Here is a 25,864-nt window from a genome sequence, read left to right as displayed (position 1 = left end):
GGTTGGGTCTACGACCAAGGGCTGAGGCGAGCACCGTCTCCCGACAGGGGCCATATCGGGTTGTGCACCTTACGCTGGCGTACATGACTGCCCCGAACCGACGCGACACCGACGTCGCCGACGCCCTGACCGCCCCGCCGGAACCGGACAGCGAGGGTGTGCTGGGCAGGTCGTACAGGGCGCTCAGCATCGGGATCGTGTCCGTCGTGCTGCTGATCGCCTTCGAGGCGACGGCCGTGGGGACGGCGATGCCGGTGGCCGCGCGGGAGCTGGACGGGGTGTCGCTGTACGCGTTCGCGTTCTCGGGGTACTTCACTACGAGCCTGTTCGGGATGGTGCTCGCCGGGCAGTGGTCGGACCGGCGGGGCCCGCTCGGCGCGCTGACCACGGGCATCGCCGCCTTCGGCGCGGGGCTGCTGCTGTCCGGGACGGCCGGGGCGATGTGGCTGTTCATCCTCGGGCGCGCGGTGCAGGGGCTCGGCGGCGGACTGGTGATCGTGGCGCTGTACGTCGTGGTCGGGCGGGCGTATCCGGAGCGGCTGCGGCCGGCGATCATGGCGGCGTTCGCGGCGAGTTGGGTGGTGCCCTCGGTGGTCGGGCCGCTTGCGGCGGGTGCGGTGACCGAACAACTGGGCTGGCGCTGGGTGTTCCTCGGGATACCGGTGCTGGTGCTGCTGCCGCTGGCGCTCGCGCTGCCGCAGATCCGGACGCGCGCGTCCGGAGCGGTGACGGCCGGGGACGGCCGGGACTCATTCGACCGTCGGCGGATCCGTCTCGCGCTCGGTATCTCGTTCGGCGCGGGCCTGCTCCAGTACGCCGCCCAGGACCTGCGCTGGCTCTCCGTGCTGCCCGGCGTGGCAGGCGCCGCGCTGCTGGTCCCGGCGGTACTGGGACTCCTCCCGCGCGGCACCTACCGGGCGGCGCGCGGGCTGCCCTCGGTCGTGCTGCTGCGCGGCATCGCGGCGGGGGCCTTCATCGCCGCCGAGTCCTTCGTACCGCTGATGCTGGTCACCCAGCGCGGGCTGTCCCCGACGCTCGCCGGTTTCTCGCTGGCGGCGGGCGGCGCGACCTGGGCGCTGGGCTCGTGGCTGCAGTCGCGGCCACGCCTGGAGCCGTACCGGGAACGCCTGATGACGCTGGGCATGCTGCTGGTCGCGGCGGCCATCGCCACCGCCCCGAGCGTCCTGCTCGACGCCGTCCCCGTGTGGATCGTGGCCGTCGCCTGGGGCTTCGGCTGCCTCGGCATGGGCCTGGTCATCTCCTCCACCAGCGTCCTGCTGCTCCAGCTCTCCGCCCCCGACCAGGCCGGTACCAACTCCGCCGCCCTGCAGATCTCCGACGGCCTGTCCAACGTCCTCCTCCTGGCCGTCGGCGGCGCTGCCTTCGCGGCCCTGGGCGGCGGCACGGTGACCCACGCGGCGACCGAGGCCACGTCCTCCCATCCGGCCGCGTTCGCGGCGGTGTTCCTGCCGATGGCGGGGGTGGCGCTGGTGGGGGCGTGGGTGACGACGCGGCTGCGGGAGCGGTGACGGAAGCGGTGAGTTGTGACGTCGATCCCACCCACGGGCGACCCGGGGTAGTTCGCCCCTTGGCGGGAGGTGGCCGCCGGTAGGGTGGCCCGGTTGTCATACCCAGCCGAGCCGCCCGACCCCCCACGGAGACCGTGACTACCACCGCCGCTTCCTCCTCCTCCCATCACCTCTCGCCCGCCTTCCCCGGCCGCGCCCCCTGGGGTACCGCCAGCAAGCTGCGTGCCTGGCAGCAGGGTGCGATGGAGAAGTACATCCAGGAGCAGCCGCGTGACTTCCTGGCGGTCGCCACCCCCGGCGCCGGCAAGACGACCTTCGCGCTGACGCTGGCGTCCTGGCTGCTGCACCACCACGTCGTGCAGCAGGTCACCGTGGTCGCGCCGACCGAGCATCTGAAGAAGCAGTGGGCGGAGGCCGCGGCCCGCATAGGGATCAAACTCGACCCCGAGTACAGCGCCGGGCCGCTCGGCAAGGAGTACCACGGCGTCGCGGTGACGTACGCGGGCGTCGGCGTGCGGCCCATGCTGCACCGCAACCGCGTCGAGCAGCGCAAGACCCTCGTCATCCTCGACGAGATCCACCACGCCGGTGACTCCAAGTCCTGGGGCGAGGCCTGTCTGGAGGCCTTCGAGCCCGCGACCCGGCGGCTGGCCCTGACGGGTACGCCCTTCCGGTCCGACACCAACCCCATCCCCTTCGTCACGTACGAGGAGGGCGCCGACGGCATCCGGCGGTCCGCCGCCGACTACACCTACGGCTACGGCTCCGCCCTCGCGGACGGCGTCGTGCGGCCCGTCATCTTCCTCTCCTACAGCGGCAACATGCGCTGGCGCACCAAGGCCGGTGACGAGATCGAGGCGCGGCTCGGCGAGCCGATGACCAAGGACGCGATCAGCCAGGCCTGGCGGACCGCGCTCGATCCGCGCGGTGACTGGATGCCGGCCGTGCTGCGCGCCGCCGACCAGCGGCTGACCGAGGTCAGGAAGGCGATCCCGGACGCCGGCGCCCTCGTCATCGCCTCCGACCAGGACTCGGCGCGGGCATACGCCAAGCTCATCCGGGACATCACGGGCAACAAGGCGACCCTCGTACTGTCCGACGACTCCGGCGCCTCCGACCGGATCGACGAGTTCAGCAACAACACCGACCGGTGGATGGTCGCGGTGCGGATGGTGTCCGAGGGCGTCGACGTACCGCGGCTCGCGGTCGGGGTGTACGCCACCACCATCTCCACGCCCCTCTTCTTCGCGCAGGCCGTCGGGCGTTTCGTACGATCCCGGCGGCGCGGCGAGACCGCGTCCGTCTTCCTCCCCACCGTCCCCGACCTGCTCTCCTTCGCCAACGAGATGGAGCGCGAGCGCGACCACGTGCTCGACAAGCCGAAGAAGGACGGCGAGGAGGACCCCTACGCCGAGGAGGACAAGCTCCTCAAGGAGGCGGAGCAGCAGAAGGACGAGGACACCGGCGAGCAGGACATGCTCCCCTTCGAGGCCCTCGAATCCGACGCCGTCTTCGACCGGGTCATGTACAACGGCGCCGAGTTCGGGATGCAGGCCCACCCGGGCAGCGAGGAGGAGCAGGACTACCTCGGCATTCCCGGGCTGCTGGAACCCGACCAGGTGCAGTTGCTGCTCCAGAAGCGGCAGGCGCGGCAGATCGCGCACAGCCGCAAGAAGCCGGACACCGAGGCCGACCTGCTCGAACTGCCCGCCGAGCGGCGGCCGGTGGTCAGCCACAAGGAGCTGATGGAGCTGCGCCGGCAGCTCAACAACATGGTCGGTGCGTACGTCCACCAGAGCGGCAAGCCGCACGGTGTCATCCACACCGAACTGCGCCGGGTGTGCGGTGGGCCGCCGAGCGCGGAGGCGACGGCGGGGCAGTTGCGGCAGCGGATCGCCAAGGTGCAGGAGTGGGCGACCCGGATGCGGTGACGCTGGGCGCTGTGGCTGCTCGATACGGTCCCGCGCCCCTTGCGGGGCGCTGCACGCCGTACGTACCGGGGCAAACCGGAGTACCCCATACCGGTCCCTGACCGGATTCTGGACGGAGCCTTCCGCTCAGCGAACCCCCTTCGCTACTGTCCCGCTACGCACACGCCCCGTGGCAGCGCCGCCGCGGAGCGCAGCCGTGAAGCGACTGGGCCCGGACCACCGGCCGGGCCGTCAGCCGATCGGCAGCCTCTGAAGCGCGTCGCTGACGGGACTCGGTGACGCATCCGCCGGGGGCTGCCGACCTCACCACTTAAGGAGTGGGCGTCGTGACCGCGGAGACCTCTCAGACGCTCGACCGGGGACTCAGGGTCCTCAAGCTGCTGGCCGACACGGACCACGGGCTGACCGTCACCGAGCTGTCCACCAAGCTCGGCGTGAACCGGACCGTCGTATACCGCCTGCTCGCCACGCTGGAGCAGCATGCGCTGGTACGCCGTGACCTGGGCGGGCGGGCCCGGGTCGGGCTGGGTGTGCTGGGGCTCGGACGGCAGGTGCATCCGCTGGTACGGGAGGCCGCGCTGCCGGCGCTCAGGTCACTGGCCGAGGATATCGGGGCGACGGCGCATCTGACGCTGGTGGACGGGGCGGAGGCGCTGGCCGTCGCCGTGGTCGAGCCGACCTGGACGGACTATCACGTGGCCTACCGGGCCGGCTTCCGTCACCCCCTGGACCGGGGCGCCGCCGGCAAGGCGATCCTTGCGGCCCGCCAGCGTCCGGGCAACGACCCCGGCTACACCCTCACCCAGGGCGAACTGGAGGCCGGCGCGTGCGGCGCCGCCGCCCCGCTGGTCGGCGTGACCGGCGTCGAGGGCAGCGTGGGCGTGGTGATGCTGGCGGATGCGGTACCGGAACGGGTCGGCCCGAGGGTGGTGGACGCGGCCCGGGAGGTGGCGGAGGCGCTGCGCTGAGCGTAGGCGTGATCCGGACCGGCGATGGTTCGAACACTTCCGCGCGTTAGATTGACCTCGTGCTCTCTCGTCTCACACGCCCCCAGGCCCTCGCCGTCTGCGCACTGCCCGTCGTCGGTCTGATCGCCACGGCCGTGTTCGCGCCGTTGCCGTTCTCGGTGGCGCAGCCGGGGATGACGGCGAACGTGCTCGGCGAGGACCAGGGCACGCCGGTGATCACGATCTCCGGTGCGCCGACCCGTGAGACCAGCGGGCAGCTGCGGATGACGACGATCGAGGCGACCAGCCCGGACACCCGCGTCTGGCTCGGCAAGGTGATCGACGGCTGGTTGCGTACCGACCAGGCGGTCATGCCCCGCGACGCGGTCTACCCGAGCGGCGACACCGTCAAGGAGATCGAGCAGCACAACGAGGCCCAGATGCGCCAGTCGCAGAACGCGGCGACCGAGGCCGCGCTCGGCTATCTGGGCCTCGACACCAAGGACATCAAGGTCGACCTCGAACTCGCCGACGTCGGCGGCCCCAGCGCCGGTCTGCTCTTCTCGCTCGGCATCATCGACAAAATCGAAGGCGACGGCAGTGGCGGCGACCTCACCGGCGGCCGCACCATCGCCGGCACGGGCACCATCAAGGCCGACGGCACGGTCGGCGCGGTCGGCGGCGTCGCCCTGAAGACCCAGGCCGCCCACCGCGACGGCGCGACGGTCTTCCTGGTCCCGAGCGCCGAGTGCGCCGACGCCAAGTCGGAACTCCCCAAGGGCCTCCGCCTGATCCCGGTCAAGACCCTGAAGGGCGCGGTGCAGTCCCTGGTGTCCCTGGAGAAGGGAACGGGCTCGGTCCCGACCTGCTAGGTCCTGTCGTCAAATTCCCGCCTGCCCGGCGACGCCTGGCACGCACGCTCGCCGCGTTTGCCGGGCATGGAGGTCTGCGGCACGGGCGTGGTGCAGGGCGAGATGGACGGCGGGGTAAGTCATCGGGACCTCTCTCAGTGCGTGCTGATGGGGAAGGTGTGCGTGTGAACGCGGACCCGCTCGGCTCCGGGCGAGTCGTCCTCGTCCCGGTAGCTCTGGAGCAACTCGTGCATCGTGCCGATGAGTTCACGGGCCCGGTCGGGGGTGAGTCGTAGGGTGAAGTCGCTCATGTCGGTGGCCTGTGCCCACGCGGGCAACCAGTTGTGCAGGAAGGTGTCGGTGGCTCCCCGGGTGGCCGCATCCGCGTCGGCCAGAACGCTCGAGTCGAAGCTGATCCCCGAGTCGGCCGCCTGCCACCACCGTTCCCGTCCCTTGCCGCGCTCGGGCGCGTCCTCGACGAAGCCGTGTGCGGCGAGCTGCCGCAGGTGGTAGCTGGTGGCGCCGCTGGACTCACCGAGCCGTTCGGCGAGCATCGACGCGGTGGCCGGTCCGTGCTGGCGCAGAGCGCGCAGCAACATCTCGACGCCCGCTCCCTTCGGGGCCTCGCCCACCCCCTTCGTATGCGTGATGGTCCGCGGCTAACGCGAGCAGTCCCTCACCCCTCCCGAACGAACCCCTCCTGCACCAGCCAGTCCAGCGCCACCTGATGCGGGTCCTCGCCGTCCACGTCCACCTTCGCGTTGAGGGTCTGGGCCACGGAGTTGTTCAGCCGCTGCGTGATCGGGTCGAGGACCTCCGGGATCGCGGGCCATTCCTTCAGGGTCTTGGTGTTGATCACGGGCGCCGCGTTGTAGTTGGGGAAGAACTTCCTGTCGTCCTCCATCACCACCAGGTTCATGGACTTGATGCGGCCGTCGGTGGTGAAGACCTCCCCGTAGGTGCAACCACCCTTCGCCACCTGGGTGTAGATGATCCCGGTGTCCATCTGGGTGATCCGGGACGGCGGGATGTTCATGCCGTACGCCCGCTCCATTCCCGGCAGTCCGTCCTCCCGGTTGGCGAACTCGCCCTCCACGCACAGCGTCACGGCGCCGGGATCGGACTTGGCGAGCCGGGCCACGTCCGAGAGGGTCTTCGTGCCGTACCTCTTGAAGTTGGCCTGGTTCATCGCCAGCGCGTAGGTGTTGTTCAGCGCAGACGGCTCCAGCCAGGTCACGCCGTTCTTCAGGTCCGCCTCGCGCACCGCCTGCCACTGCTGCCGCGGGTCGGGGATGGGCTTGCTGTTGCCCATGTACGTGATCCAGGCCGTGCCCGTGTACTCGTACCCGGCGTCCGCCTCCCCGCTCTTGACCGCCTCGCGCGATCCCACCGACCCCTGGATGCCGGTCCGGTCGAGGACGTTCGCGCCCGCCGCCTCGAATGCGATCCCCATGATCGCGCCCAGGATCAGCTGCTCGGTGAACTCCTTCGAGGTGACCGTCAGATCGGCGCCCTTCAGCGGCTCGCCCTGCCCGATCGACCCGGGCCGCACATCGTCGACCATCGGGGAACCGCTGGTCAGCCCGCAGCCGGAGGCCAGCAGCAGCGCCGCGGCCAGGCACAGCAACCGCCTCATGTCCCCACCTCCAGCCCCCGAGGCCGCAGCAGCAGCTCCGCCAGCGAGGCCAGCCAGTCCACCAGCAGGGCGAGGGCGACGGTGAGGATGGAGCCCAGGATCAGCACGGGCATCCGCTGACTGGTGATACCGGTCGTGATCAGCGAACCCAGGCCGCCCCCACCGCCGAACGTCGCCAGCGTCGCCGTACCGACGTTCAGCACCAGGGCCGTACGGACGCCCGCGAGGATCAGCGGCACCGCGAGCGGCAGCTCCACGCGGGTCAGCACGCCCATAGGGGACATGCCGATGCCCCGGGCCGCCTCCAGCAGCGTCGGGTCGTTCCCCTTGAGACCGGCGATCGTGTTCGACAGCACCGGCAGGATGGCGTAGATGATGATGCCGATCAGGGCCGACCTGCGGCCGATGCCCAGCCAGATCACCAGCAGCGCGAGCAGACCGATCGCCGGGGTCGCCTGCCCCATGTTGGCGAACGCCATCGCCACCGGGGTGACCTTCCGGAACGTCCTGCGGGTCAGCAGGATGCCCAGCGGGATCGCGATGATCAGCACGAAGAACGTGGAGATCGCGGTCAGCTGGATGTGCTGCCACAGCGCCTGGGACACCCGGCCGCCCGACAGCGCGTTCTCGGAGATCGTGTCCAGGGCGGCCTGCCGGAACCACAGCCAGGTCGCCAGCAGCACGGCCACCACGAAGGCCGGCAGGAAGGTCAGCTTCTGCCAGCGGATGCGGGGCCCGATGTGGCTCGGCGGGGGAGGCGGCTCCTGGTCGGCGGGCACCTCGCCCTCATCCCGGAAGGCATGGCCTCTGACGTCGTGCTCGCCGGGGGGACGGTTCTGCTCCGAAGAGGTGGTCACGCCTTTGGCTCCCCTCCGTGCCCCTCCTGTTCCGCGTGCGTCAGGGCGGACCTCGTCTCCTCCAGTTCGTGCTGGTGTTCCATGGCGTCCAGCCGGTCGGCCTCCAGCAGCTCGTGCACGGAGTTCATCAGCGTCTCCATGTCGACGACGCCGGTGTACTCGCCCCGCCGCCCGGTCACCGCCACCCGCCCGGTGTTGTCGGTGAGGACGGCCTCCAGCGCGTCCCGCAGGGTGGCGTCCCGGGTCACCGTGTCGTGGACCAGGGTCCCGGCCCGCGCAAGCGAACCCTTGGCCCGCATCAGATCGCCCCGCCTGAGCCACTTGTACGGGCGGCCCCGCTTGTCCAGCAGCAGGATCTCGTTGGTACCGCTGGCACGGAGGCTGTTGAAGATGGTCTGCAGCGGGTCGTCCACGCTCACCGTCGGATAGTCGGTGATCTCCACATCCCGTACGCGGCTGAGGTTCAGCCGCTTCAGCGCCGCCCCCGCGCCCACGAACCCGGACACGAAGTCGTCCGCCGGGTTGGTGAGGATCGCCTCCGGTGTGTCGAACTGCGCGATGTGCGAACGCTCACGCAGCACCGCGATCCGATCACCCAGCTTGATCGCCTCGTCGAAGTCGTGCGTGACGAACACGATCGTCTTGTGCAGCTCGCGCTGGAGCCGGATCAGCTCGTCCTGGAGGTGGTCCCGCGTGATCGGGTCCACCGCCCCGAACGGCTCGTCCATCAGCAGCACCGGCGGATCGGCGGCCAGCGCCCGTGCCACGCCCACCCGCTGCTGCTGCCCGCCGGACAGCTGGCGCGGATAGCGGCCGTGGAACTCGCCAGGATCGAGCCCGACGAGATCGAGCATCTCCTCGACCCGCTCACGAACACGCGATGCCGACCAGCCGATCATCTTCGGTACGAGCGCGATGTTCTGGGCGACCGTCATGTGCGGGAACAGGCCGGACGCCTGGATCGCATAGCCGACCTTGCGGCGCAGCTTGACCGGATCAATATGGGTCACGTCCTCACCGTTGATCCGGATGCGGCCACTGGACGGCTCGATCAACCTGTTGATCATCTTGAGCGTCGTCGACTTACCGCACCCGGACGGACCGACGAAGATGACCGTCTCGCCCGCCTTGATCTCCATCGTGACGTTGTCGACGGCCGGCTGAGGGTTGCCCGGATACCGCTTGCTGAGGTTCTCCAGCTCGATGTTCGCGCCATGGGACTCAGACACGGATCCCCCTTGAAATGGTCAGCCGCCCGATCAGCACGTACGCGGCGTCGAACAGCAGCGCCAGGACGATGATCCCGAGCGTGCCCGCGAGCACCTGGTTCAGTGCGTTCGCGCTGCCCAGGGACGCGATACCGCGGAAGATCAGGTTGCCGAGGCCGGGACCGGAGGCGTACGCGGCGATGGCCGCGATGCCCATCAGCATCTGCGTCGAGACCCGGATGCCGGTCAGGATCGGCGGCCAGGCGAGCGGCAGCTCGATGCGCACCAGCCGCTTCAGCCGGGACATCCCGATGCCGGTGGCCGCGTCCACCAGCGTCGGATCGACGCCGCGCAGCCCCACGATCGAGTTACGGACGATCGGCAGCAGCCCGTACAGCGTCAGGGTGACCACGGTCGGCGCCACGCCGAGTCCCACGATCGGAATCAGCAGACCGATCATGGCCAGCGACGGAATGGTCAGGATGGTGGAGGTGACGAGCGTCGCGAGGTTCCCGGCCCACTCGGAGCGGTAGGTGACCACGCCGATCAGCACACCGAGCACGGTCGCCACGACCATGCACTGGAAGACGGCGCTGGCGTGTTGGTAGGCGTCGGTGAGCAGCTGCTGGTGGCGATTGACCAGGTACTCCCAGAAGTTCACACGCCATCACCCCACGGCCTCGGTCACTCCCGTCCGTCGCCTTCCCATTGATCGCTCGCTCACTCCTGAAGTGCCGCCTGCTCCACCAGCGGGATGATCCGCAGCGGAACGGGGTTCTCCATCACGATCGCCGTCGCGGCCCGCACGATGCCATCAAAACCGACGACCCGGTCGATCACACGCTGAAGATCGGCGTTCGAGCGAGCCACCAGCCGGCACAGCATGTCCCCGCTGCCGGTCGTGGTGTGCAGCTCCAGCACCTCCGGCACGGTCGCCAAGTGCGCCCGCACGTCGGCCCCTTGTCCCTGCCGGATCTGCAGCGTGGCGAACGCGGTGACCGGATAGCCGAGGGCCGCCGGGTCGACCTGCGGGCCGAATCCACGGATGACTCCGTTCGACTGAAGCCGGTCCAGCCGGGCCTGCACGGTGCCCCGCGCGACCCCGAGCCGGCGGGACATCTCCAGCACCCCGAGCCGTGGCTCGCGCGCGAGCAGCACGATGATCCGCCCGTCCAGTTGATCGATCGCCACACCAGCCTCCCGGATGGTCATCCTGTACAGAGAGCCCGTCAATACGGCCGTACGACTGAACACATTGCCCAGTGAAAACCCAAACTATTGCGCACCTTGCGTCACCGGGGAGACGCTGCCGCTATGACGCAGACCACACACCACACCCCCGACACCGCACGGCAGGCCGACCCCTTCCCGGTCAAGGGAATGGACGCGGTCGTGTTCGCCGTGGGCAACGCCAAGCAGGCCGCGCACTACTACTCCACCGCCTTCGGCATGCGGCTGGTCGCCTACTCCGGACCGGAGAACGGCAGCCGCGAGACCGCTGCTTACGTACTGGAGAACGGCTCCGCCCGCTTTGTGTTCACCTCGGTGATCAAGCCCGCCACCACCTGGGGCCACTTCCTCGCCGAGCATGTGGCCGCGCACGGCGACGGCGTCATCGACCTCGCCATCGAGGTCCCGGACGCGCGCGCCGCGCACGCCTACGCGATCGAGCACGGCGCCCGCTCGGTGGCCGAGCCGTACGAGCTGAAGGACGAGCACGGCACGGTCGTCCTCGCCGCGATCGCCACCTACGGCGAGACCCGGCACACCCTGGTCGACCGGTCCGGCTACGACGGCCCCTACCTGCCCGGCTTCGTCGCCGCCGCGCCGATGGTCGAGCCGCCCGCCCAGCGCACGTTCCAGGCGATCGACCACTGCGTGGGCAACGTCGAGCTCGGCCGGATGAACGAGTGGGTCGGCTTCTACAACAAGGTCATGGGCTTCACGAACATGAAGGAGTTCGTGGGCGACGACATCGCGACCGAGTACAGCGCGCTGATGTCCAAGGTGGTCGCCGACGGCACCCTCAAGGTCAAGTTCCCGATCAACGAGCCCGCCATCGCCAAGAAGAAGTCCCAGATCGACGAGTACCTGGAGTTCTACGGCGGCGCGGGCGTGCAGCACATCGCGCTCAACACGGGCGACATCGTCCAGACGGTCCGTACGATGCGCGCGGCCGGTGTCCAGTTCCTGGACACGCCCGACTCGTACTACGACACGCTGGGGGAGTGGGTCGGTGAGACCCGCGTGCCGCTCGACACCCTGCGCGAGCTGAAGATCCTCGCCGACCGCGACGAGGACGGCTATCTGCTGCAGATCTTCACCAAGCCGGTCCAGGACCGTCCGACCGTCTTCTTCGAGATCATCGAGCGGCACGGCTCGATGGGCTTCGGCAAGGGCAACTTCAAGGCCCTGTTCGAGGCGATCGAGCGGGAGCAGGCCAAGCGCGGCAACCTCTGACGGCTCAGCCTCGACGGCTCGGCTTCTGACGGCTCAGCGAGTCGCCGGAACCCCCGCCTCCGGCGGCTCGCCCAGCTCCTGAAGCACCTCCCGCGCCAGCGGCGCCCACAGCGGCGAGAAGTACGGGTTGATCAGCAGCGCCTCCCGCAGATGCCGCCGGGCGGGCCCGTCGAGGCCCACGGTGTGCTCGATCATCCCCCGGTGGTAGGCGTACAGCGCACTGCGTACGCCACCCCCGTGCTCCTTGTCGGTCGCCCGCTCCGCGTACTCCAGCGCCTCCTCGTGCTGCCCCGCCTGGTGCAGCGCCCACCCCAGCGCGTCGGCCACCGCGATCCCGGGCTGCTTGCGCCACTCGGCGCGCAGCCGCCGTACCGCCTCCTCGGGATCGCCGTGGTCCGCCTCGAAGCGGCCCAGCACCAGCTCCTCGTCCACCCCGCCGGCGGCGGCGCTGCGGACCTGCGCGTGCAGCAGCTCGTACTGCGCTTGGGCCGCCTGGTCCAGCCCCAGCGACTCGTACAACTCGCCCAGCTCCAGCGCGTACCCCGGCGACGGCTGCTTGGCGAGCGCCGCCCGGTACGCGTTCAGCGCCTCCGTCGTTCGCCCCAGCGCCGCCAGCGCGCGCCCCTGCCCGGCCTGCGCGGCCCGCTGGTCGGGATCGACCCGCACAGCCTCCTGGTAGTACCGCAGGGCGGCCTCCCGGTCCCCGCGCTCCCAGGCGAGCTGCCCGGCCCGCTCCAGCCAGGCCGCCCGCTCGGCCGGCGTCTCGGCCAGCGCCGCCGCGTCGGAGAGCGTGGCCGCCGCGTCCTCACGCCAGCCCCGGTCCCAGTACACGGCGGCCGACCGGGCCATCACCGCCGTACCGGAGTGCAGTGCCTGCAGCCGTTCGAGGGTGGAGCGGGCGGCCTTGTAGTCGTTCAGGCCCGTGTACGCCTCGATCAGCAGCGCGTGCGTCGTCCAGCGTTTGCGGTCCACCTTCAGCGCGGCCTCGCCCCAGGTCCGCGCCGCCCGGAAATCCCTGCGCGCGTTCGCCAGCGCCGCCATGCCCTCCAGCGCCTGGGCATTGCCGCGCGGCCGCACCTTCAGCGACGTACGCAGCGCCCGCTCGGCGGTCGGATAGTAGGCGGCGTCGGCGGTCCGCCGCCCCTGCTCCACATACGCCGCACCCAGCACCGCCCAGGACCCGGCGTCCTTGGGATGCGTCCGCAGATGCGCCCGGCGTTCGCCGATCAGCACCGCCAGATCCGGCAGCGCGGCCGGCACCCCGGCGCCGACCGCGGTCATCGCCCGCTGCGCCGGGCCGGGCGCGGGCGGCGGATCCTGCCGTGGCTCCGGGCGCAGCAGCCACAGCAGCCCGGCGATGGCGAGGGCAGCCACGAGCAGGCCGAGCAACACGCCCATGACGAGCCGCCGGGCCCGCCGCCGCGACAGCCCCCTGCCCGCGGCCGGCGCGCCGTCGGTCTCCGTGCCGGTGCTGATGGCGGTCTTCATACCGGTCTTCATGGCGCACACTGTGCGTCAGTACGACGACCTCGTTCCGGCAGGCGAAGGGTGCCGCCGACGGGGTTCACACCGATGGCCCCGGGTGACAGTCTGTGATCATGAGCCGTATCCAAGCCCCTCCCGACGAAGCGCAGGGCAACCTCACGGACCGGCTGCTGGCAGGTCTGCCGGCCGAGGCCGTCCTCACCGACCCCGACGTGACCGCCTCCTACGCCCACGACATGGCGAGCTTCTGCCCGGCCGGCACCCCGGCCGTGGTCGTGCTGCCGCGCACCGTCGAACAGGTCCAGCACATCATGCGCACCGCCACCGAACTGCGCGTCCCGGTGGTCCCGCAGGGCGCCCGCACCGGCCTGTCGGGCGGGGCCAACGCCACCGACGGCTGCATCGTGCTGTCCCTCACCAAGATGGACCGGATCCTGGAGATCAGCCCGGTCGACCGGATCGCCGTCGTCGAACCCGGCGTCGTCAACGCCGCCCTCTCCCGCGCCGTCGGCGAACACGGCCTCTATTACCCGCCGGACCCCTCCAGTTGGGAGATGTGCACGATCGGCGGCAACATCGGCACCGCGTCGGGCGGCCTGTGCTGCGTGAAGTACGGGGTGACCGCCGAGTACGTCCTCGGCCTCGACGTCGTCCTCGCCGACGGCCGCCTGATGTCCACCGGCCGCCGCACCGCCAAGGGCGTCGCCGGGTACGACCTCACCCGCCTGTTCGTCGGCTCCGAGGGCTCCCTCGGCATTGTCGTACGGGCCGTCCTGGGCCTTCGGCCCAAGCCGCCGCAGCAGCTGGTGCTGGCCGCCGAGTTCGCCTCCGCGGCCGACGCCTGCGACGCCGTGTGCCGGATTATGGCGGGCGGGCACGTGCCCTCGCTGCTCGAACTGATGGACCGTACGACGGTCAAGGCGGTCAACGACCTGGCCCACATGGGACTGCCGGAGACCACCGAGGCCCTCCTGCTCGCCGCCTTCGACACCCCCGACCCCGCCCCCGACCTCGCCGCCCTCGGCGCGCTGTGCGAGGCCGCCGGCGCCACCCAGGTCGTGCCCGCCGACGACGCGGCCGAGTCCGAACTGCTCCTCCAGGCGCGGCGGCTGTCGCTCACCGCGCTGGAGGCGGTCCGGGGCACCACGATGATCGACGATGTGTGCGTGCCCCGCTCCCGGCTCGGCGACCTGATCGAGGGCGTCGAGCGCATCGCCGAGAAGTACCGGCTCACCATCGGGGTCGTCGCCCACGCGGGTGATGGCAACACCCACCCGACCGTGTGCTTCGACGCCCAGGACCCCGACGAGGGCCGGCGCGCCCGCGAGTCCTTCGACGAGATCATGGCCCTCGGCCTGGAGCTCGGCGGCACGATCACCGGCGAGCACGGGGTGGGCGTGCTGAAGAAGGAGTGGCTGGCGCGCGAGATCGGGCCCGTCGGGGTGGAGATGCAGCGGTCGATCAAGCAGGTGTTCGACCCGCTGGGGATCCTCAATCCCGGCAAGCTGTTCTGACTGTGCCGAGGCCGGCTTCACTGGGCGAGCAGCTGGGCCAGACCGTCGTCGATGCCGAGCTGCTCGCCCTCACTCCCCGGAGGCACCACGCGCAGCGTGCGCTCATGCCAGGCCGACACCTGCGCCGCCGGTGCCTCCAGCAGGGCGTCTCCGTCGGGTGAACTCAGCGCCATCAGCACGACACCGCGCCCGTTCACCTTCGACGGCCACACCCGCACGTCCCCCTTCCCGCACGGCCGGAACACCCCCTCCACCAGCAGGTCCCGGGCGAACGTCCAATTGACGGGCTGTTCGGAGTTGATGTGGAAGCTGATGTGGACGGCGTACGGATCGTCGGTGCGGTAGCTCAGCCGAGCAGGCACCGGCACGCTTCGCTCCGGCGACAGGATGAGTTTCAGCTCCAGTTCGCGCTCCACCACGGTGTACATGTCGTGCGTCTCCCTTCGGTCGGGGCCCTTTGGGGCGGGCCGGTACGAGCCCTTGGGTCGGGCCGTACGAGGGGAGAGCAGGAGCGGGCGGGAGCATTACGCGGCTTCCGGAAGTTTTTTCGTGCGCCTAGCACAACCGTGCATCGAAATGGGTGGGTCCGGCGGGACGGGCGGTGGGGGTTGCGCCGGTCTGATAGATGTGGAGGCCCCCATAACACCCCCGAGCAGATACGGGACGACGGACATGAGCGCCCCAACCCCGGCACCCGGCGACGACAGGCCCCGCGAGGGCTATTACCCGGACCCCTCCATTCCCGGATATGTCCGGTACTGGAACGGAGCCGCCTGGGTACCGGGCACCAGCCGCCCGGCACCGGCCGACGGCGAACCGCTCGCCCCGCCGCCCGGCGTACGCTCCGCGCAGCCCGCCGTCGAGGAGACCGGGCCGCACTTCTTCGACGAGGACCCCGAGCCCGTACGCCAGGACACCCACGACGCCCAGCACGGCAGCCGCCCCGAGCCCGCCTCCGCGTGGGGCGCCGACCGCTCCCGGCAGTCCGGCTTCGGCGGCGAGCAGGACCAGCGCGTCTCCTGGCCCGCGGCCCAGGGCTCCGACCCCCGCGTGCCCGCCGACCCGCCCGCGCAGCCCGACGGCGACGCCGCCCGCACGGACGGTACGGCCTCCATCCCGCCCACCGACTCCGAGGCGGCGGCCTCCGGCAACACGTTCGTGTTCCGCCGCCCGACCGCCAAGTCCCAGGGCACGGACGCCGGTACGGGCGGTACGGAGGATGCCGCCGAGGACCCGGGCACGATGACGTTCCGCGCGCTCACCCCGCGCACGGGGGCGCAGGGCGGCAGCGCAGGTACGCCGGGTCCGGCGGCTTCGGGCGCTCCGGCGGCGGGGCCGGTGGCCGCACCGCATGCCTCCGGCCCGGCGGTACCCAACCAGGCCGCGTCCGGCGGCTGGACGCCCTCGCCCGGCACGCCCGCCCAGACGCCCACCGGCAATTCCGGCGGCCCCGGCTTCGGCGCCGGAAAGGCGGCCGCCGCCCGTGCCGCGGCGGCCCAGGCGCCCCCGCCCACCGTCCCGCACCAGGCCTCCGCCCCCGCCACCCCCGTCAGCCCGGGTTCCGGCGGCGGCCAGTCCTCCTGGGCGCAGCAGGTGCACCGCCTCGCCAGTACCGCCGCCCCCGACGACCAGCCCGTCGCCCCCTGGAAGCCTCCGGTCGAGGACGTTTTCCAGGCGGCGGCGAGGCGGCAGGCCGCGGCCCGTCCCGCCGGGCTCGGCAAGCGGCTGGCCGCCCGGCTGATCGACACCCTGGTCATCGCGGGCATTACCTCGGTGGCCGCCGTACCGCTCGGCGCACAGGCCCTCGACCACATCCAGGGGAAGATCGACGAGGCCAAGCTCTCCGGCCAGACGGTCACGGTCTGGCTGCTGGACGGCACGACGTCGGCGTACCTGGCCGTCGTGGTCGCCGTGCTGCTCCTCTCCGGTGTCCTCTACGAGGCGCTGCCCACCGCCAAGTGGGGCCGCACGCTGGGCAAGAAGCTGCTCGGTCTGGAGGTGCGGGACATCGAGGCGCACGAGCCCCCGTCCTTCGGGGCGGCCCTGCGCCGCTGGCTCGTCTACAGCGTCCCCGGCCTGCTCTGCGTCGGCCTGATCGGCGTCCTGTGGTGCCTGTTCGACAAGCCGTGGCGCCAGTGCTGGCACGACAAGGCCGCGCGCACGTTCGTAGCGGGCTGAACGTTTCGTAGGAGACGGCTGACCGCGAACACACTCACGAACCGGTACTCCGGACGGCCCCTCGCCGGATGCGGACCCGCGGGGTTCGCGGTCGACTCGGGCCATGAGCACCGAACCGCCCCCCGGTTCCGGCGGGCAGCCGCCGGAGGACGATCCGTTCAAGAAGCAGCCCCCGCCCGGCGAGGGGGCCGGCTCGCCGTACGACAGGCCCCCCGAGGGCGGCGGACCGTACGGCGGCGGACCCTACGGCGGTGGGCCCTACGGCGGTGGCCCGTACGGCGGTGGCGAGCCCCCCGCCGACCCGCTCGCCGGAATGCCCCCGCTCGCCGACAGCGGCAAGCGCACGCTGGCCCGGCTGATCGACATGGTGCTGGTCGGCATCGTCGTCTGGCTGATCAGCTGGGGCCTCAACGTGACCGAGTACCAGGTGAACGCCGAGCGGGTCGATGTCGGCGACTCCGTGGCGCAGTCCGTCATCGCCGCCGTGCTCTACATGGCGTACGACACGATCATGATCGCCAGGTCGGGGCAGACCCTCGGCAAGAAATGGCTGAACATGCGCGTGGCACATCTCGAGAACGGAGCCACGCCCTCCGTGCAGACATCGCTGATCCGCTCGGCGGTGCTGTGGCTTCCGTTCGCGTTCTGCTGCGCCTGTGTGTGGACCGTGATCTGCGGTGGCTGGAGCTTCTTCGACAAGCCCTACAAGCAGGGGCTGCACGACAAGGCGGCCAAGACGGTGGTGGTCAGCACCACTTGACGCCGGTCAGCAGCACGGCGGGCCGGCACGCGAGGTGCCGGGCCCGCCGTGCTGTGCGCTGTGTGTGACTGTTTCAGGAAGCCGTGGATTCCCGTACGGGCTCCCGTACGGGCTTACGGGCCGGCGTCGCTTGCATCGGCGGCGCCACGTCGGCGACGGGCCGTTGCGCGGGCGCCGGGGGCCGCTTCGGCATGGGCACCGTCATGGCGACCAGCAGCCCGAGCAGGAGCGCCGCGACGGCGATGACCGCGATCCCCGCACCCGAACTCGTCTGTGACAGCAGCAGCATGGCGAGGGTCGAGAAGATCACGGTGCATGAACCGTAGGCGAGCTGTGCGGCAGTCGGACGAGGCATGGCAATCGTGTCCTCGAAGAAATGGGGGTGGACTCCCCCCGTGCCTCTCGCTGCGGGGGAGGGTGCGGACAGAATCTATTCGCGTGCATGCCCGAGTGGAACGAACGGTAAGCGTGACCTGACCAACAGTGCCGGTGCACAGGGGGCGCACCGAGTCATGTCGGCCACTGGATCAGCGGTCCTGCGCGCCCGCCGAACCGGCCTGACCTGTTCGGTAAGCGAATCGTCATCTCCGCATAGTGCAATTGTTCTGTCCAAGTCAAGGTCTGTCTTTTCTTCCAAACCTCTAGTCAAATGTCGGCACTTGACTACACGCGTTGATCACGCGTGCGCGGAGACAGCACGTCCCTGACCCTCCGTCCGCGCACGCGCACGCGGGGGAGGAACTCAAGTGACCAGTAGACCCTGGACGTTCAGAGCGGCGGCCACCGCCGTCGCGCTCGCCGCGGCCACCGCCACGATCTCCGGCTTCACCGTGGCCCAGGCCGACCCGGGCGGTGCGCCGGCCACGGCACCCGCCGCCGACCGGCACGACCCGGCATCGCCGGAGAACCACGAGGAGCACCCGCACGACCTCGACGGCCCGCTGAGCAAGACTCAGGAGGCCCAGCGCGAAGAGGCGCTGAACCAGGTCATATCCGGCAAGGCCTCGGTCAAGGACCGCGAGGGCTCGAAGGTGGTCGAGCTCAAGAGCCGCAAGGGCGACAGCAAGTACGTCGAACTCGGCCGGGAGAAGACGGACAAGATCTTCACCATCCTGGTCGAGTTCGGCGACCAGATCGACAGCCGGTACGGCGGCACCCCCGGCCCGCTGCACAACCAGATCGCCAAGCCGGACCGCAGGCAGGACAACAGCACGGCCTGGCAGGCGGACTACAACCGCGAGCACTTCGAGGACCTCTACTTCGGCGAGGGCACCGCCTCGATGAAGACCTACTACGAGAAGCAGTCCTCGGGCCGCTACTCGATCGAGGGCGAGGTCTCCGACTGGGTCAAGGTGCCCTACAACGAGGCCCGTTACGGCTCCAACAAGTGCGTCCCCGACAACTGCGCATGGTACGCGGTGCAGGACGGCGTGGGCGCGTGGGTCGACCAGCAGAAGGCAGCTGGTAAGACCGACGCGGAGATCAAGGCCAAGCTCGCCGAGTACGACCAGTGGGACCGCTACGACTTCGACGGCGACGGCGACTTCAACGAGCGCGACGGCTACATCGACCACTTCCAGGTCGTGCACGCCGGTGAGGACGAGTCCGCGGGCGGCGGCGCGCAGGGCGAGGATGCGATCTGGGCCCACCGCTGGTACGCGTTCGGCACCGACGCCGGCGCCACCGGCCCCGAGGACAACAAGCTCGGCGGCACGCAGATCGGCGACTCCGGCATCTGGGTCGGCGACTACACCATCCAGCCGGAGAACGGCGGACTCGGCGTCTTCGCCCACGAGTACGGCCACGACCTCGGCCTGCCGGACCACTACGACACCGCCGGCGGCGAGAACTCCACCGGTTTCTGGACGCTGATGTCGTCCGGCTCCTGGCTCGGCACCGGCCGCAACCAGATCGGCGACCTGCCGGGCGACATGACCGCCTGGGACAAGCTCCAGCTGGGCTGGCTGAACTACGACACCGCCAAGGCGGGCGTCAACTCCTGGCACAAGCTGGGCGTTGCCGAGTACAACACCAAGCACAAGCAGGCGCTGGTCGTCCAGCTCCCGAAGAAGGCCGTCACCACCGAGATCGTCCCGCCCGCCGAGGGCAGCACCCAGTGGTGGAGCGGCAGCGGTGACAACCTCAAGAACACGCTGACGCGTTCGGTCGACCTCACCGGCAAGTCCTCCGCCGAGCTGACCTTCGACGGCTGGTACGACATCGAGGCCGACTACGACTACCTCTACACCGAGGTCTCGACCGACGGCGGCGCCAACTGGACCGCCATCGACGGCACGGTGGACGGCCGGCCGATCCCGCGCGACGGCAGCGACAAGCCCGCCCTGCACGGCACGCTCGACGGCTACCAGAAGCTCGCGTACTCGCTCGACGCCTACGCCGGCCAGAAGATCGACCTCCGCTTCCGCTACCAGACCGACGGCGGCGTGGCCCAGAAGGGCTTCACGGCCGACGCGATCTCGGTGACGGCGGACGGCGCGCCCGTCTTCTCCGACAACGCCGAGAGCGCGGACGCCGCCTGGACGGCCACCGGCTTCTCCCGCGTCGGCGCGTCCTTCACCAAGGAGTACGCGCAGTACTACATCGCCGAGAACCGGCAGTACGTGTCGTACGACAAGACGCTGAAGGTGGGCCCGTACAACTTCGGCTTCACGGAGCGCCCTGACTGGGTGGAGCACTACGCGTACCAGAACGGTCTGTTGATCTGGAAGTGGGACACCTCCCAGGCGGACAACAACACCAGCCAGCACCCGGGCACCGGTCTGCTCCTGCCGATCGACTCCCACCCGACCGCCCTGAAGTGGGCCGACGGCACGCTGATGCGCAACCGCATCCAGTCCTACGACGCGCCGTTCAGCCTCTACCACACCGACGGCATGACGCTGCACAAGTCGGACGTGGCGAAGTACATCCCGGGGTCGAAGGGTGTCTCGGTCTTCAACGACCGCACCGGTGACTACTACGACGAGTCGAACCCGACCGGCGGCGTCAAGATCACTGACACCAACACGAAGATCAAGATCCTCAAGGAGGCCAAGAACGGCTCGACGATCGAGCTGGAGGTCGGCCCCGCGCGTAAGTAAATAGCATCTGCGCAGGTCAGAGCGTGTTCGGCGGTGACCCTCTGGCGGGTCACCGCCGATCCGTGCTTAGGTGCGTCCTGTGGTTCTCTTATTGACACCGGACGACACGGGGGTATGACCGCATGGCCGCAGGAGGTTTCTGCAAGCTGCCGAACGGCACGGTGGTGGTGGCGCTGAACCTGCCCAGCCCCGCAGCCGACGGCCCGGCCGGAGTGCGTGTCCTGGTGCACGCCCAGAACCGTGCCCGCGCCCTCACCCGGCTGCGCAACCTCGGCCTGCGCGCGGTCTACCTCCGCGGCAACGCCGCGCCGCCCACCCCGGACGAGATCACCGCGGTCCTGCACCACCCGGACGGCCTGATATGGCGCACGGCCCCCGACACGACGGTCGGCGGCCCCGAACTCGTCCATGAGCTGTGGCACCCGATCCGCGCCCTGCTGCGCCGCCCGACCGCCCAGATGTGAGCCCGTGAGCCCCGGCCCGCCACAGGTGCCCCCAGGGCGGGCTCAGACGACGGGCTTCCCGGACAGCTCCACGCCCGCCTCCCGCAGCTCCTCCAGCGCCCGCTCCGTGGTCTCCTCGGCGACTCCGGCCGTGAGGTCCAGCAGGACGTGGGTGCGGAAACCCTCGCGGACCGCGTCCAGGGCGGTCGCCCGCACGCAGTGGTCGGTCGCGATGCCGACCACGTCCACCTCGTCGATCTGCCGCTCCCGCAGCCAGTCGGCCAGCGGCACCCCGTTCTCGTCGACCCCCTCGAAACCGCTGTACGCCGCCGCGTACGCGCCCTTGTCGAAGACCGCGTCGATCGAGCCGGAGGCGACGGCCGGGGCGAAGTTCGGGTGGAAGCCGACCCCCTCCGTGCCCGCGACGCAGTGCGCGGGCCAGGAGTGCACGAAGTCGGGGTTGTCCGCGAAGTGACCCCCGGGCGCGATGTGGTGGTCACGGGTCGCCACCACATGGCGGTACCCGGCGGGGGCCTGCCCGATCAGCTCGGTGATCGCGGCGGCCACATCGGCACCCCCGGCCACCGGGAGGCTGCCCCCCTCGCAGAAATCGTTCTGCACGTCTACGACGATCAAGGCGCGGCGCATGGTCGGTGTCCTTCGGCTATGGGGTCTCGCGGCTGTGGGTCTCGGCGGTTCGGTACGGGTCGGTGCGGAGCCTGGTGCTGAGGGGGTGCGGGCCCGGCCGGTGCGTGAACCTGAACCTCCGAGCCTAGAGACTTCCGGTGCCCAAGGGGAGGGGGCACCGTGGGGCGCACGGCGGGCGCCCCCTCGGCTCGCGCTAGTTGCCCGTGCCCCCGGTTGCGTACTCGGTCGGGATGACGGGTTCCCCGCGTGAGAGCTGTGTAGCGGACAGCGGCAGGTTGGCGCGGGCGGTGATGTGCCGTTCGCGGGGGGCGTCGAGCGGCTCGCGGGCGACCACCTCGCCGCCCTTGACCAGCTCCACCAGCAGCTGCCGGTCGACCAGCTCGGCCGGGACGGGCCCGGTGCCGACCACCTCGGCCTCGGCCACGCCCTGCTCGTCCAGCCGGCGCGCGGCCCACTTGCGGCCGCCGATGGAGAGCTTGCCGCCGGTCGACTTCTTCGCCACCGGCACCAGCGGCGCCTTCGGGTCGGCGGACTCGGCGCGGGCGACCAGCTTGTAGACCATGGAGCAGGTGGGGTGCCCGGAGCCGGTGACCAGCTGGGTGCCGACGCCGTACGCGTCCACCGGCGCCGCCGCCAGTGAGGCGATGGCGTACTCGTCGAGGTCCGAGGTCACGATGATCCTGGTGTTCGTCGCCCCCAGCTCGTCCAGCTGCTGCCGCACCCGGTGCGCGACCAGCAGCAGGTCCCCGGAGTCGATGCGCACGGCCCCCAGCTCGGGACCGGCGACCTCCACCGCCGTACGGACGGCCTCGGCGACGTCGTACGTGTCCACCAGCAGGGTCGTCCCCCGACCCATGGTGTTGACCTGGGCCTGGAAGGCGTCGCGCTCCCGGTCGTGGAGCAGGGTGAAGGCGTGGGCGGAGGTGCCCACCGTCGGGATCCCGTAGCGGAAACCGGCGGCCAGGTCGGAGGTGGAGGCGAAGCCGCCGACGTACGCGGCCCGGGCGGCGGCGACCGCGGCGAGCTCGTGGGTGCGGCGGGCGCCCATCTCGATCAGCGGGCGCTCCCCGGCGGCCGAGGACATACGGGAGGCGGCCGCGGCGATCGCCGAGTCATGGTTCAGGACGGACAGGATCACGGTCTCCAGCAGCACGCACTCGGCGAAGCTGCCCTCGACCCGCATGATCGGCGAGCCCGGGAAGTACACCTCGCCCTCGGGGTAGCCCCAGATGTCGCCGGAGAAGCGGTAGTCGGCGAGCCAGTCCAGGGTCTCCTCGCCGACGATGCCGCGCTCGCGCAGGAAGCGCAGGACGCCCGCGTCGAAGCGGAAGTTCTCGACGGCGTCCAGGACCCGGCCGGTCCCGGCCACCACGCCGTACCGTCGCCCCTCCGGCAGCCGCCGGGTGAAGACCTCGAAGACACTGCGCCGCTCGGCGGTGCCGGCCTTCAGGGCGGCCTGGAGCATCGTCAGCTCGTACTGGTCCGTGAAGAGGGCGGTCGAGGGGACGTCCACCGGCAGCCCAAGGTCCGCTGTGTTCATGGCAATGAATGGTACACCCCCATTTCGTCAGTGTGACGATTTGTGGGGCCCATGGCAGCATGGGAGTTGTGACGTCAGCCGCTCCCATCGAGATCGAACGCACCGAATCGGCGGAGGAGGTCTCTGCCGTACCCGAGCCGGACGTCCCCTGGGTCACGATCGTCCACAACGACCCGGTCAACCTGATGAGCTATGTGACGTACGTCTTCCAGTCGTACTTCGGCTACTCCAAGGACAAGGCCACCAAGCTCATGCTCGACGTCCACCACAAGGGCCGGGCGGTCGTCTCCAGCGGGAGCCGCGAGGAGATGGAACGCGACGTGCAGGCCATGCACGGCTACGGTCTGTGGGCCACCCTCCAGCAGGACCGGAAGTAGCGAATCGCCTTGCCAGGAACCTTCGAACCGCTCCCCGGCGGCGGCGCGGCCGTCGCCCTCGACGACGTCGAGATCTCCATCATCCGGTCGCTGGCCGTCCAGCTACTGGAACTCATCGGCCCCGGCCCCGGCGAGGACGTCCCCGCCGACCCGCTCGCCGAACTGTTCGCCGAGGGCCCCAGCGAACCGCCCTCCGACCCGGTGCTGCGGCGCCTGTTCCCGGACGCCTACAGCGACCCCGAGCAGCCGGCGCAGGACGAGGAGCAGCAGGCGCACTCCGCCGAGTTCCGCCGCTACACCGAGAACGACCTGCGGGCCGGCAAGCGCGAGAACGCCCTCGCGGTGATCCGCTCGCTGGACGAGCTGGCCTCCGGCGGGGGCGGCGGGGCGGTCCTGGAACTGACGCCGGAGCAGTCCCAGCAGTGGCTCGGCGCCCTCAACGACCTGCGCCTGGCGATCGGCTCCCGACTGGAGATCGTCGACGAGGACGACACCGACCTGCTCTACCGGCTCCCCGACGAGGACCCGCGCAAGCCGATGGTGATGGCGTACCTCTGGCTGGGCGGGCTGCAGGAGACATTGGTCTCCACCCTTATGCCGTGATTTCTCCCGCCTTGTGAAGGCGGCGTGTTCGCTCAGCGGACGCTCAAATCCGGATAACGATCCTGTCACCGCGGCTGCCGCTTATGCATGCCTAGGTAACCGATTGTCCACTTCTTCCTGTGCCGTGCGTCACATGTCGTACGGGCGATCAGTGTTGCGGCCGTGATAAATCTTCACGACCGCCCGGCGAACACCACCCTTATGTCCGCCGGGTGCGCCACCGAGCCGGCGACCGTCGGCCAGGCACGAGGGGCCTTGGGAGGGCCGCTCAGCTCCATCAATCCGGGGGGATCGAAACCCGATCCGAGGCCGACGAGAGGCCCGGGTCGGCATGGAGAAAGGCGCACTACACATGGCCTCTGAGAAGGTCACCGACGCTCCTGAAGAGGGGTACGAGCGCGGACTCGGCAGCCGTCAGGTCCAGATGATCGCGATCGGCGGCGCGATCGGCGTCGGGCTCTTCCTGGGTGCCGGGGCGAACATCGCCAAGGCCGGCCCCAGCCTCATCCTGATGTACGCCCTCGCCGGCGTGATCATCTTCTTCATCATGCGGGCGCTCGGCGAGCTCCTGCTCTACCGCCCGGTCTCGGGCTCCTTCGCGGAGTACTCCCGCGAATTCCTCGGCCCGTTCTTCGGTTACTTCACCGGCTGGACGTACTGGCTGATGTGGGTCGTCACGGGCATGGCGGAGCTGACCGCCGCCGCGATCTACGTCAACTACTGGTTCCCGTCGATCCCGCAGTGGGTGACGGCCCTGGTCTTCCTGGTGATCCTGTTCGGGGTCAACCTGATCTCCGTGAAGCTCTTCGGCGAGCTGGAGTTCTGGTTCTCGATGGTCAAGGTCACCGCCATCATCGGCATGATCGTCATCGGCCTGGGCGTGCTCACCTTCGGCTTCAGCAACGCCGGTGACACCGCCGCCGTCTCCAACCTGTGGGCCTTCGACGGCTTCTTTCCCAAGGGCATCGGCTCGTCCCTGATGACCCTCCAGGGCGTCATGTTCGCCTACCTCGCCGTCGAGCTGGTCGGTGTCACGGCCGGCGAGTCCGAGAACCCGGAGAAGACCCTCCCCAAGGCGATCAACACCCTGCCCTGGCGTATCGCCCTGTTCTACGTCGGTGCCCTCACCGTCATCCTGTGCGTGGTCAAGTGGACCGAGTTCGCCGGGGGCGCCAGCCCGTTCGTGAAGGCGTTCGCGGTGATCGGCATCCCGGCCGGCGCGGCCATCGTCAACTTCGTGGTGCTGACCGCGGCCCTGTCCTCCTGCAACTCCGGCATGTACTCCACGGGCCGCATGCTGCGCAACCTCGCCGAGAGCGGCGAGGCCCCCAAGGTCTTCACGCGCCTGTCGGCCACCAAGACCCCGGCCCTCGGCATCTTCGTCTCGGTCCTCTTCATGGGCATCGGCGTGGTCCTGAACTACATCGTCCCGGAGAAGGCCTTCGGCTACGTCACCTCCGTCGCCACCGGCGCCGGCATCTGGACCTGGCTGATGATCCTGATCAGCCACGTCCTGTACCGCCGCGCGGTCGTGGCCGGGCGCCTGCCCGCCTCCTCCTTCCCGGCGCCGGGCGGCTCGGTGTGCTCGTACATCGCCATCGCGTTCCTGCTCTTCGTCACCGTCCTCATCGGGATCGACAAGGACGCCAGGATCAGCCTGTACGTGATGGCCGGCTGGTCGGCCGCCCTGGCCATCGGCTGGGCGATCCTCAAGGCCCGCAACCCGCAGGTCCCCGACCACCGCACGCCGGAGTTCGAGAAGGTCGGCTGACCACCGCTGAGACTGACCAACGCGC

General features: G+C 70.3%; 24 protein-coding genes. 13 read left to right on the top strand and 11 right to left on the bottom strand.

What is annotated here, in order from left to right; all coding sequences use genetic code 11:
- Positions 1-83 precede the first annotated feature (83 nt).
- The 4 genes from SSP24_RS35115 to SSP24_RS35100 all read left to right on the top strand — a co-directional run bounded on the left by SSP24_RS35115 (position 84) and on the right by SSP24_RS35100 (position 5,279).
- Positions 84-1,529, top strand: coding sequence for an MFS transporter (locus SSP24_RS35115; protein ID WP_141314043.1), 1,446 nt, complete (start codon positions 84-86; stop codon positions 1,527-1,529).
- A gap of 134 nt (positions 1,530-1,663) precedes the next feature.
- The gene (locus SSP24_RS35110; RefSeq protein WP_141314041.1) at positions 1,664-3,460 is read left to right on the top strand and encodes a DEAD/DEAH box helicase; all 1,797 of its coding nucleotides are present in this window, start codon (positions 1,664-1,666) and stop codon (positions 3,458-3,460) included.
- A gap of 326 nt (positions 3,461-3,786) precedes the next feature.
- Positions 3,787-4,428, top strand: coding sequence for an IclR family transcriptional regulator (locus SSP24_RS35105; RefSeq protein WP_141314039.1), 642 nt, complete (start codon positions 3,787-3,789; stop codon positions 4,426-4,428).
- A gap of 59 nt (positions 4,429-4,487) precedes the next feature.
- Complete coding sequence (locus tag SSP24_RS35100) at positions 4,488-5,279, top strand: S16 family serine protease (RefSeq protein ID WP_141314037.1); 792 nt, start codon at positions 4,488-4,490, stop codon at positions 5,277-5,279.
- A gap of 134 nt (positions 5,280-5,413) precedes the next feature.
- Here SSP24_RS35100 and SSP24_RS35095 read toward each other — a convergent pair whose 3' ends face one another.
- The 6 genes from SSP24_RS35095 to SSP24_RS35070 all read right to left on the bottom strand — a co-directional run bounded on the left by SSP24_RS35095 (position 5,414) and on the right by SSP24_RS35070 (position 10,150).
- Complete coding sequence (locus SSP24_RS35095; RefSeq protein ID WP_141314035.1) at positions 5,414-5,857, bottom strand: winged helix-turn-helix domain-containing protein; 444 nt, start codon at positions 5,855-5,857, stop codon at positions 5,414-5,416.
- A gap of 77 nt (positions 5,858-5,934) precedes the next feature.
- A complete protein-coding gene (locus SSP24_RS35090; protein WP_141314034.1) occupies positions 5,935-6,894 on the bottom strand; it encodes a glycine betaine ABC transporter substrate-binding protein in 960 nt (319 codons plus the stop codon).
- Entirely contained in the window at positions 6,891-7,751 is an 861-nt protein-coding gene (locus SSP24_RS35085; protein ID WP_141314033.1) for an ABC transporter permease, read from the bottom strand. Before SSP24_RS35085 ends, SSP24_RS35090 begins: the two co-directional genes overlap by 4 nt.
- A complete protein-coding gene (locus SSP24_RS35080) occupies positions 7,748-8,980 on the bottom strand; it encodes a betaine/proline/choline family ABC transporter ATP-binding protein (RefSeq protein ID WP_141314032.1) in 1,233 nt (410 codons plus the stop codon). The genes SSP24_RS35085 and SSP24_RS35080 overlap by 4 nt, the downstream gene beginning before the upstream one ends.
- Complete coding sequence (locus tag SSP24_RS35075) at positions 8,973-9,620, bottom strand: ABC transporter permease (protein ID WP_141314031.1); 648 nt, start codon at positions 9,618-9,620, stop codon at positions 8,973-8,975. The genes SSP24_RS35080 and SSP24_RS35075 overlap by 8 nt, the downstream gene beginning before the upstream one ends.
- Before the next feature lie 59 nt (positions 9,621-9,679).
- Positions 9,680-10,150 carry an Lrp/AsnC family transcriptional regulator gene (locus SSP24_RS35070; RefSeq protein WP_141314030.1) on the bottom strand — a complete coding sequence of 157 codons (471 nt, stop codon included), beginning with the start codon at positions 10,148-10,150 and terminating at the stop codon, positions 9,680-9,682.
- A gap of 123 nt (positions 10,151-10,273) precedes the next feature.
- On the opposite strand from SSP24_RS35070, the gene hppD reads away from it, so the two are divergent.
- Complete coding sequence (gene hppD / locus SSP24_RS35065; RefSeq protein ID WP_141314029.1) at positions 10,274-11,419, top strand: 4-hydroxyphenylpyruvate dioxygenase; 1,146 nt, start codon at positions 10,274-10,276, stop codon at positions 11,417-11,419.
- 33 nt (positions 11,420-11,452) lie between these two features.
- Here hppD and SSP24_RS35060 read toward each other — a convergent pair whose 3' ends face one another.
- A complete protein-coding gene (locus tag SSP24_RS35060; protein ID WP_373306705.1) occupies positions 11,453-12,919 on the bottom strand; it encodes a tetratricopeptide repeat protein in 1,467 nt (488 codons plus the stop codon).
- A gap of 92 nt (positions 12,920-13,011) precedes the next feature.
- Here SSP24_RS35060 and SSP24_RS35055 point away from each other — a divergent pair, with 92 nt between their 5' ends.
- Positions 13,012-14,418: an FAD-binding oxidoreductase gene (locus SSP24_RS35055; protein ID WP_141314028.1), complete on the top strand. Its 1,407-nt coding sequence runs from the start codon at positions 13,012-13,014 to the stop codon at positions 14,416-14,418.
- A gap of 17 nt (positions 14,419-14,435) precedes the next feature.
- Here SSP24_RS35055 and SSP24_RS35050 read toward each other — a convergent pair whose 3' ends face one another.
- On the bottom strand, positions 14,436-14,846 hold the full coding sequence (locus tag SSP24_RS35050; RefSeq protein ID WP_141314027.1) for an SsgA family sporulation/cell division regulator: 411 nt from the start codon (positions 14,844-14,846) through the stop codon (positions 14,436-14,438).
- Between the two features lie 244 nt (positions 14,847-15,090).
- Here SSP24_RS35050 and SSP24_RS35045 point away from each other — a divergent pair, with 244 nt between their 5' ends.
- Together SSP24_RS35045 and SSP24_RS35040 are read left to right on the top strand one after the other, a co-directional pair.
- Positions 15,091-16,596, top strand: coding sequence for an RDD family protein (locus tag SSP24_RS35045; protein WP_141314026.1), 1,506 nt, complete (start codon positions 15,091-15,093; stop codon positions 16,594-16,596).
- 103 nt (positions 16,597-16,699) lie between these two features.
- On the top strand, positions 16,700-17,356 hold the full coding sequence (locus SSP24_RS35040) for an RDD family protein (protein WP_141314025.1): 657 nt from the start codon (positions 16,700-16,702) through the stop codon (positions 17,354-17,356).
- A gap of 73 nt (positions 17,357-17,429) precedes the next feature.
- On the opposite strand, the gene SSP24_RS35035 is transcribed toward SSP24_RS35040, so the two are convergent.
- Entirely contained in the window at positions 17,430-17,711 is a 282-nt protein-coding gene (locus SSP24_RS35035) for a hypothetical protein (RefSeq protein WP_141314024.1), read from the bottom strand.
- A gap of 391 nt (positions 17,712-18,102) precedes the next feature.
- On the opposite strand from SSP24_RS35035, the gene SSP24_RS35030 reads away from it, so the two are divergent.
- Positions 18,103-20,457 carry an immune inhibitor A domain-containing protein gene (locus SSP24_RS35030; protein WP_141314023.1) on the top strand — a complete coding sequence of 785 codons (2,355 nt, stop codon included), beginning with the start codon at positions 18,103-18,105 and terminating at the stop codon, positions 20,455-20,457.
- A 122-nt stretch (positions 20,458-20,579) separates the two neighbouring features.
- Entirely contained in the window at positions 20,580-20,921 is a 342-nt protein-coding gene (locus SSP24_RS35025; RefSeq protein ID WP_141314022.1) for a hypothetical protein, read from the top strand.
- Between the two features lie 42 nt (positions 20,922-20,963).
- Here the strand turns inward: SSP24_RS35025 and SSP24_RS35020 are convergent, their stop codons facing one another.
- Both SSP24_RS35020 and SSP24_RS35015 read right to left on the bottom strand, forming a co-directional pair.
- Positions 20,964-21,548 carry a nicotinamidase gene (locus SSP24_RS35020; RefSeq protein WP_141314021.1) on the bottom strand — a complete coding sequence of 195 codons (585 nt, stop codon included), beginning with the start codon at positions 21,546-21,548 and terminating at the stop codon, positions 20,964-20,966.
- Positions 21,549-21,741: 193 nt separating this feature from the next.
- On the bottom strand, positions 21,742-23,088 hold the full coding sequence (locus SSP24_RS35015; protein ID WP_141314020.1) for a nicotinate phosphoribosyltransferase: 1,347 nt from the start codon (positions 23,086-23,088) through the stop codon (positions 21,742-21,744).
- A gap of 59 nt (positions 23,089-23,147) precedes the next feature.
- On the opposite strand from SSP24_RS35015, the gene clpS reads away from it, so the two are divergent.
- The 3 genes from clpS (at position 23,148) to SSP24_RS35000 (ending at position 25,839) form a co-directional block, all read left to right on the top strand.
- The gene (clpS, locus tag SSP24_RS35010; protein ID WP_141314019.1) at positions 23,148-23,465 is read left to right on the top strand and encodes an ATP-dependent Clp protease adapter ClpS; all 318 of its coding nucleotides are present in this window, start codon (positions 23,148-23,150) and stop codon (positions 23,463-23,465) included.
- Between the two features lie 9 nt (positions 23,466-23,474).
- Positions 23,475-24,068, top strand: a complete 594-nt coding sequence (locus SSP24_RS35005; protein ID WP_141314018.1) for a DUF2017 domain-containing protein — start codon at positions 23,475-23,477, stop codon at positions 24,066-24,068.
- 352 nt (positions 24,069-24,420) lie between these two features.
- The gene (locus tag SSP24_RS35000; RefSeq protein ID WP_141314017.1) at positions 24,421-25,839 is read left to right on the top strand and encodes an amino acid permease; all 1,419 of its coding nucleotides are present in this window, start codon (positions 24,421-24,423) and stop codon (positions 25,837-25,839) included.
- The last annotated feature ends 25 nt before the right edge of the window (positions 25,840-25,864 follow it).

Source organism: Streptomyces spinoverrucosus (assembly GCF_006539505.1).
GTDB classification, from domain to species: domain Bacteria; phylum Actinomycetota; class Actinomycetes; order Streptomycetales; family Streptomycetaceae; genus Streptomyces; species Streptomyces spinoverrucosus.
This window is presented reverse-complemented; position numbering and strand designations above follow the sequence as displayed.